Genomic DNA, 7505 nt, shown 5'->3' with positions numbered 1-7505 from the left:
GAGGTAATCTTTAGAGTTATAACATTTATACTAATTAAAAATTAATTTATTAATTTTTAATTAGTATAAATGTTATAACTCTAAAGATTACCTCAAGTTTGTGTATTTTTACTTTTATATTTAGAGGTTCCTTGTGTTCTATTTATTTTTTTTAATTCCTCTAAAGGATTACTATGCGCAGAGTTTAAGTCAATTTATACACTATAAAAAGCTAAGACTTTTTTTATTTTTTAATAATAGTTTTTATTATAATTTAACATTTTGTTATATAAAAATTTTAAGCATCCAAATACTTTTAAAAAAAATTTCAAATATTTCTTTTGATTCATGCTGGGATACATTATGTACTTATAAGCTTTATTAGCACTCATTATTTTTTAAATTATTAAATTATATTTAAACTTATGTTACAAATTTATCTCCACCTATAATTTCTATTAAATTTGGGTGGAATATTCTTTGTTATTTTTTTGCTAAAACCTCTGGTAATACAGACATTATTACGATTATTCCAATAATCTATATTGAACACAATATAATACAATATTAATATTGTATTATATTGATATTGAGTTATATTTAATATTAAATTATAGTTAATATTGTATTATATTAACTATTAGATTAAAGTAAGGAGAATATTTATTATGAAATACAATATAATTGTAAGCATGCTTGCTTTTCTATTTTTAATTGCTTGCAATCCAGATTTTAACACCAATCAAAAAGATGTGAGGTCTTACTATAGTAAAAAGAGATTAAAATCTAATATAAAAAATTTAAAATCCGACCAAAAAGGACTAAACCCTAAAACAGAAGTAGACCAAAATAAAGAAGTAGACCAAAATAAAGAAGTAGACCAAAATAAAGAAGTAGACCAAAATAAAGAAGTAGACCAAAATCAAAGAACAAAAAACATACTGCTTGATGATTTAAGAAATTTAATAGAAAAAGTTAATAAAGATAGAAAAAAATATATAAAAAGATCAGAAGAAGAGCCTTCAGACCAATATGGAATATTGGCTTTCAAAGAACTGTCTTGGAAAGACACAAAAGAAAACGCAAATGCTAATATCGAGAGAGCTAAAATATATAGACAACGAACTTATTCTGTCTTAAATGATATTGATACTAATGAATTTAAGAAATTTTCAGAAATTATAATATTATCAAAACAAACACAAAGTTTACTTAACTCCTTTAACTCGTTTGGAGCTACTATTGAAGACACATTTGTTTTTTTATTAAATCCCAACAAAAAAGATAATATAGAAAAACTAGAAATTTCAGATTTAGAGAATCTTAAAAATTCGATTGAAAAACTCTTATCTATAAAAACAATGATCTCAAAAACTTTAACCCAATTATTATTGGATTATGAAAATAATAATAATTCTATACAAACAGATAGCTCAAAGCTTAACTCTTATGTAGCTACAATTTCTAATCAAATTGAAGAACAAAATAAAGAAGCAATAACGCTAAAAAATGACATATTTTCAATAGAGAATTTCTAAGTCATATTAAAATTATTAACAATGCATAAGCCTATCTTTATTAAAGATAGGCTTTATTTTTGACTAAGATTACAAAAAACTTTTGAACTATGGTTTACATAAATTTTAATTTAAAATAAGTAAACTACTTTTTCTATAATTTTTAATTTAATAATAGTGATTAGAAATAGATTTATATTATTCTTAAAATATACTTTAAAAGGGGTATATTTTAAAAATTTATTAGCATAATGATAAATGCTTAATAAAATTAATATGATTTCTAAAGTTTGTTTAATAAATAAAAAGATACTAAACACTATAAAGTCAATCAATCCCCAGTTTATCTTTTAATAAGTCTAATTTTTTAGAGTCCATACTAAGCTTACTTAAATCCAAAGCATTGATAATTGCTATTATCTCTTCACGAGAAAATCTCTTTCCTTTCAAACAATGATTTTCAAAACTGTTATAAGAGATAGGAACAATTTCTTTTACTATACTTATTAATGCTTTAGCATATTCGCGCATTTCTTTTGGTGAATTTTCTTTAATTTCTTTTGGATTGTCTAAAGCTAATCTCAATTTAATAAAATGGAAAAGATTGTTTAAATCAATTTGCCAATACCATTCAGTATATAAACTTAAGGGCAAAACTATCCTTGAAAGTTCTTTTGGAATATTAGAATTAACCATATCTTGATAAAGTTTATAAGAATATTTTTGATGATTCTTTACTTTAGCTGAAAAACTGCTTTCCAAAGAATCCAATTCTCCTTTAGGTTGACCATTGCTAGAAATTTGATACTCCAAATCTTCCTCCAAGGGAACATAAAATTCCTCTCTTGCCAAGCTGTAGCATCCAGAAACTTCATTAATTCTTGCTGTTCTATGCCTCATCCATTGCCTTGCAATAAATATTGGGGCTTTAACATGGAATGTGAAAACCACCTGCTCCAATGGACTTGTATGCCCATTTCTTATTAAATAATCAATAAGTTCCTCATCTTTCCTTTTAACGCTATCTCCTCGATAAGAAATTCTTGCGGCCTCAACTATTCTTTTATCATCTCCCATAAAATCAACAAGCTTTAAAAACCCATTGTCCAAAACTTTGTACTCTTTACTCAAAAATTGATACTCCTTGCTTAAAAGATAAATTTATTAACTTTTTTCAGAATGAAAATATTTAGAATGCGAACATTATATCATAAAAACAGCCTTAATAGGGGCTTAATTTTATTGCAAAAATAGAAAATAAAAAAAGGCAGAAACTAATATAATTAGCCTCAAACCTTTTCCTTTAACCTTTAATTATTTATAAAATAAATAATTAACTATCTCATATATAAAGAAATGGTCATTACTTTTGTAAGATCTCTTGCACCCTGAGCTACCTTAACAACATTAGAAATAGCCTTTGCAACATCTTTTTTTGCTACTGCTTGATCTTTATTTGACGGATTAAACCCATTAACGGTGTTTAGAACTTTTTGAGCCTCTTGAACTGTTTTATCTAAAGCTTTTTCAGAAGCCATTAAAATTTCTTTAACTTGTTCTACTTTGGCAGATTCTTCTTTTGTCAATTCTAATTTCTTATTACTTGGAGATTTATTTGACATTATTTGCTTTTCTATTATAAACATTGCTTCTCCTGCAACAGAAACAGCTTTTTGAGTTTCTTGAACGGCCTTTTTGGACATTTCAACAACCCTGTTTGCATCCTCAGCAACTATACCGGAACACTTAGCTACAATTGTTGCTTCTTCTGATGCAACAACAGCTCCCTTAGCAACGTCAGAGATTAAAGACATTGAACCTACAAACTTTTTCACTACACCCGCATCATTTGATTCTACCAGCTCAAGAGATGACTCTCTAACTTCTTCTAATTTACTAGAAACATCCTCTGTCACCTTATTAATAATCTCTAGAGCTTGATTAACTTGATCTTTTTGATCTAATTTTTTATCACCATCTTGACTCGATTTTTCACCACCATCTTGATCTGATTTTTTATCACCATCTTGACTTGGTTGATCTAAAACGTTGGATTGGGACTGAAGAATATTTACATTGTTAGAATCTGCAAACACATTTAAATTTACAAATCCAAACAATAATCCATTAATTATTAAATTACTAAATATTTTCATTGTTAATTCTCCTTATTTAAAATAATTTATTTTAAATATTTTAAAACATAACTAAATTAGAATCAATACATATTTGTATATAAACAAATAATTAATCTTTTTAATTAAAAAATAATTTTAAAATAAAGGCTTATAATAAAGATTAAAAAACTTAAATTTTACATTAAAATGGGGAGAACGGTGTTATTTTATAATCGTTAGATTTTTATTATAAAATAACACATGAAAAATATACTGCAACTATTAGTAAAAATAAAGCTACTAACAAAAATTTTTAAAATTAATATAACTTCAAAATACAACATTAACATCAATGTTGATTGCATTACCAACAAGTTAAAACCCCTAGCTAAAAATTTTAATTTTTTTTAAAAAAAATTATTTTAAAAGGTTAATTTATTATCTTTTATTTTAAATAAATAAAACAAGCATTGAAAATTAAACGAATTGAAATATATTTATATTAGAAATATTGAACTTGCCAAATGAGATTAACGATTTTAAAGGATTACGTCTTGAAAAAAAACATAATTTATAAAGTATTAAAGCTACTTAAAATAACTTTACTGGCCTCATGTTCTTTTTATTCTGAATCAAACGACACAGAAGCAATAGAAGAATTGCAATCAAACTACATTGAATCTAGTACAGATAGCATTGCTAATGAAAAAAATCTTGAAAAGATTTTAAATCTAGAACAATACCAATTCCCAAAAAATGAAAAAGAAAATGTAATTAAAAAAATTATACAAAGATTTAATGAAAACGAAAAATACATTAATCAAATAGGACCTATTGTAGCAATATTTTCTCAAAAAATACATAAAGATATTCAAAAAACAGAGCCTATTGACCAATTCGGAATAAATAAACAAAACTTCCAAGAAAAACAAGACTTAAATATTGATTATATGTTATCAAATAATCTGTTTAGAAGATTATTTTATTCATCCCTAAATTATGATGAAGATAAAATAAAAAAATTAGTCAAAATCCTTGCAAAATTATCAAGTTCAAATGGCTACCATTACCGTCTTATTGGCTTATTTCTTTGGACAGGAGTTAAAATCCAAGAAGCATTTGAAAAAGCTATTAATCTTTTAAATAAAGATGCACAAAGACGCTTATTGTTCAATTTTAAAACAAAAACGGTAAAAGATGTTCAAAAAAATTTTGAAAAATTAATACAAAAAAGAAATGCCTGGATAACAACCATAGAAACCCTTCTTAGAGAATATAACATGTATCCAAATGTTAGAGCTGACAGCATAGTTTTATCAGAATTCGTACGCAATGGATACGAGGATAAGCTTAGTTCAGATGAAAGTATGCAAATTATATTAATAGACATTAGAACACTACTAAGAGCCTGTTGTGACCACATACACTACTAGCTAGTGGTGTATGTGTAATAAAAAAATTCCAAAAAAGTTGTTTTTGATATTAAATGGTGTTATTATTTAATAACAATTATAATATGATAATTGTACTGTATTGTATTAAAGTTAATAACTTTTGATTTTAATTTATAAGGAGAGTATTTTGATAAACACCAAACTAAATATAATTAAACTTAGTATAATCACATCAATACTACCCTTAATCTTCATCTCCTGTACACCCGATAATCAAGTCAATCCCGACCTAAAAAACAACACCAATCCAGAAATTGCACAACGTTTTAAAGATAAATTTCAAGAATTTACAGAACCTGTGAATTCATATCAAGAATATCAAGACCTCAAAATTGAAATTGAAAAACATCGAGGAAATACAACCTCAAAATTAAAAGCACTGCAAAAGCATATGGAAAATCAAAAAAAGAAAGAAACCGAAGAGGTTGCTAAAGTTGATGCAGAAATAGCTAAAATTAGCACACAATCTGATTTCATAAAAACTTTTACTACTAATTCAAATTATGCTACTTCCGATACAGACCGACTATTAATGAAAAGAATGATTTACTCATCTTTGTATTACAACACAACAAGAGTAAAAAAATTATACGAAATTCTTGAAAAACTTAATGCAAGCTCCCAACACAAAGACATAATTACAAACTTACTTTATCAAATAGCACTGGGTATTCAGATGAGACTAGACAATCATTTAGAAACAATAACAAAAGATGAACTACCCCTTCCAAACCAAACAAAATCCGAAAAAGAAGAAGAACTACTAGAATCTACAAGTAATGACTTAAAGAAAAAAGACAATGTTGGAAAAGCTCTAAATAAGACTATTAACGATTACAACAGAGATTTTAACAAAATTAAAACTGATGTAGAAAAACTAGCAAACTACATGAATAAACAATTCCCAAGACATGATTTTAAATAAATCATCAATGACTAATTAAAACAAAAAATAATATGTTGCACTTGATATTTTTTAAAAGAGAAGTTAATTCTTCTCTTTTTTTTTATTTACTTAATCTAAACCCTAGCTGAACACAACAATGTCAAATAATATTAAATAATACTTGTTATTTGACATAACAATACTATATTTACAATATTATTATGTATTAAAGTTAATAAGTATTGACTTTAATTTATAAGGAAAATATTTTGACAAACACTAAACTAAATATAATTAAGCTTAGTATCATTACAGCGATATTAACTTTAATTTTAATATCATGCGCACCCGTTACTAAAATCGATCCCAATCTAAAAGAAAACACCCATAATTTTGAAAATGCATCTCAAGAATCTCAAGATCTTGGGCCTTTAAAAAAAACGAACCAAGAACTCGAGCCTTCAAATCAAAAATCTAGAAAAACTATAATCTCAGAATTAGAGGCGATTGGTAATACACTAAAAGATCAAGACAAGCAAGACAATGTACAAATAGCTAAAATTGCTGCAGAAAAATATGATTTTCTAGATACTTTTAAAGCTGATCCTGATGAAATTATTGAAAAAGATACTCAACTAAAAATAAAAAAAATAATTTACTCATCTTTAAATTACGAAACACAAAAAATAGAGATATTAAAAGAAATTCTTGAAAAACTTAAAACAAATCCTCAACACAAAAAGATAGTTGAAACATTTATTTATCATTTATCATGGCCTATTCAATTTAAAATAGACGATTGCTTAGAAACAATAAATAAACAATTACACATTCTAGATAAAGAAAATTCTGAAATGCTGCTAATTTATTTAAATGACAGATTAAAGCTAAAACAAAGATTTGCAAAAACTTTAAAAGCAACTATTGATGATTACAATAACGATGTTGGAAACATTAAAACCAATGAGGAAGAACTAGCAAACCATATGGATGCAAATTACAAAGACTTTGGTTCTTTAAATCCCATTGATGACTAAAAAACAAAAAATAGTATGTTGAGCTTAATATTTTTATATTTTGAAAAAATGATTTAATATTAACTAATATTGATTATTGACTTTAATTAAAAGGATAGCATTTTGAAAAAAATTAAACTAAATATAATTAAGCTTAATATTATTACAGCGATATTAACTTTAATTTGCGCCTCATGCGCACCAGATAATCATATCGATCCCTACCTAAACAGCAGTAATGATATAGAAAAAATGATCCAAGATTATGAAAATAGATCTCGTGAATTTGAAAATAGATCTCGTGAATTTAAAAATCTGGGATTTTCAGACCCAAGATATCAAGAGCTCAAGCTTAAAATTGAAAAAGAAAAAGCTAAAAAAAGTAAAGAACCAAAATTAAAAGCACCTAAAGCTAGTACAAAGAGTCAAGCAAAAGGGAAAATCAGAAAAAAATAGCTAAATACTGAGCTTGCAAATTTGATTAAGTCAATAATCGACAGAGGATAAATTTTTGTTTAAAATCCTCTAGAAATTGC

8 protein-coding genes are annotated in these 7505 nt (G+C 25.7%); 5 read left to right on the top strand and 3 right to left on the bottom strand.

Features of this window, described 5'->3' with window-relative positions:
* Positions 1-230: 230 nt before the first annotated feature.
* Complete coding sequence (locus HNP68_RS04575; RefSeq protein ID WP_235684935.1) at positions 231-329, bottom strand: helix-turn-helix domain-containing protein; 99 nt, start codon at positions 327-329, stop codon at positions 231-233.
* Positions 330-647: 318 nt separating this feature from the next.
* Here HNP68_RS04575 and HNP68_RS04570 point away from each other — a divergent pair, with 318 nt between their 5' ends.
* A complete protein-coding gene (locus HNP68_RS04570) occupies positions 648-1517 on the top strand; it encodes a virulence associated lipoprotein (RefSeq protein WP_183220972.1) in 870 nt (289 codons plus the stop codon).
* Between the two features lie 306 nt (positions 1518-1823).
* Here HNP68_RS04570 and thyX read toward each other — a convergent pair whose 3' ends face one another.
* Complete coding sequence (thyX, locus tag HNP68_RS04565) at positions 1824-2627, bottom strand: FAD-dependent thymidylate synthase (protein WP_183220971.1); 804 nt, start codon at positions 2625-2627, stop codon at positions 1824-1826.
* Positions 2628-2833: 206 nt separating this feature from the next.
* A complete protein-coding gene (locus tag HNP68_RS04560; protein ID WP_183220970.1) occupies positions 2834-3652 on the bottom strand; it encodes an OMS28 family porin in 819 nt (272 codons plus the stop codon).
* 515 nt (positions 3653-4167) lie between these two features.
* Here HNP68_RS04560 and HNP68_RS04555 point away from each other — a divergent pair.
* The 4 genes from HNP68_RS04555 to HNP68_RS04540 all read left to right on the top strand — a co-directional run bounded on the left by HNP68_RS04555 (position 4168) and on the right by HNP68_RS04540 (position 7425).
* Positions 4168-5046 (top strand): complement regulator-acquiring protein, encoded by an 879-nt coding sequence (locus HNP68_RS04555; protein WP_183220968.1) that lies wholly within the window; start codon positions 4168-4170, stop codon positions 5044-5046.
* 148 nt (positions 5047-5194) lie between these two features.
* Complete coding sequence (locus HNP68_RS04550) at positions 5195-5992, top strand: complement regulator-acquiring protein (protein WP_183220966.1); 798 nt, start codon at positions 5195-5197, stop codon at positions 5990-5992.
* A 230-nt stretch (positions 5993-6222) separates the two neighbouring features.
* Positions 6223-6990, top strand: a complete 768-nt coding sequence (locus HNP68_RS04545; protein ID WP_183220964.1) for a complement regulator-acquiring protein — start codon at positions 6223-6225, stop codon at positions 6988-6990.
* A 102-nt stretch (positions 6991-7092) separates the two neighbouring features.
* The gene (locus tag HNP68_RS04540; protein WP_183220963.1) at positions 7093-7425 is read left to right on the top strand and encodes a complement regulator-acquiring protein; all 333 of its coding nucleotides are present in this window, start codon (positions 7093-7095) and stop codon (positions 7423-7425) included.
* The last annotated feature ends 80 nt before the right edge of the window (positions 7426-7505 follow it).

This window comes from Borreliella yangtzensis, assembly GCF_014201775.1.
GTDB classification, from domain to species: domain Bacteria; phylum Spirochaetota; class Spirochaetia; order Borreliales; family Borreliaceae; genus Borreliella; species Borreliella yangtzensis.
The sequence above is the reverse complement of the archived record's forward strand: the minus strand, read 5'-3'. Positions and strand labels throughout refer to the sequence as shown.

Excerpts from the sequence above, each read along its gene's own strand:
- HNP68_RS04575 (WP_235684935.1), bottom strand. The coding sequence starts at position 329 with ATGAATCAAAAGAAATATTTGAAATTTTTTTTAAAAGTATTTGGATGC.
- HNP68_RS04570 (WP_183220972.1), top strand. The coding sequence starts at position 648 with ATGAAATACAATATAATTGTAAGCATGCTTGCTTTTCTATTTTTAATT.
- HNP68_RS04560 (WP_183220970.1), bottom strand. The coding sequence starts at position 3,652 with ATGAAAATATTTAGTAATTTAATAATTAATGGATTATTGTTTGGATTT.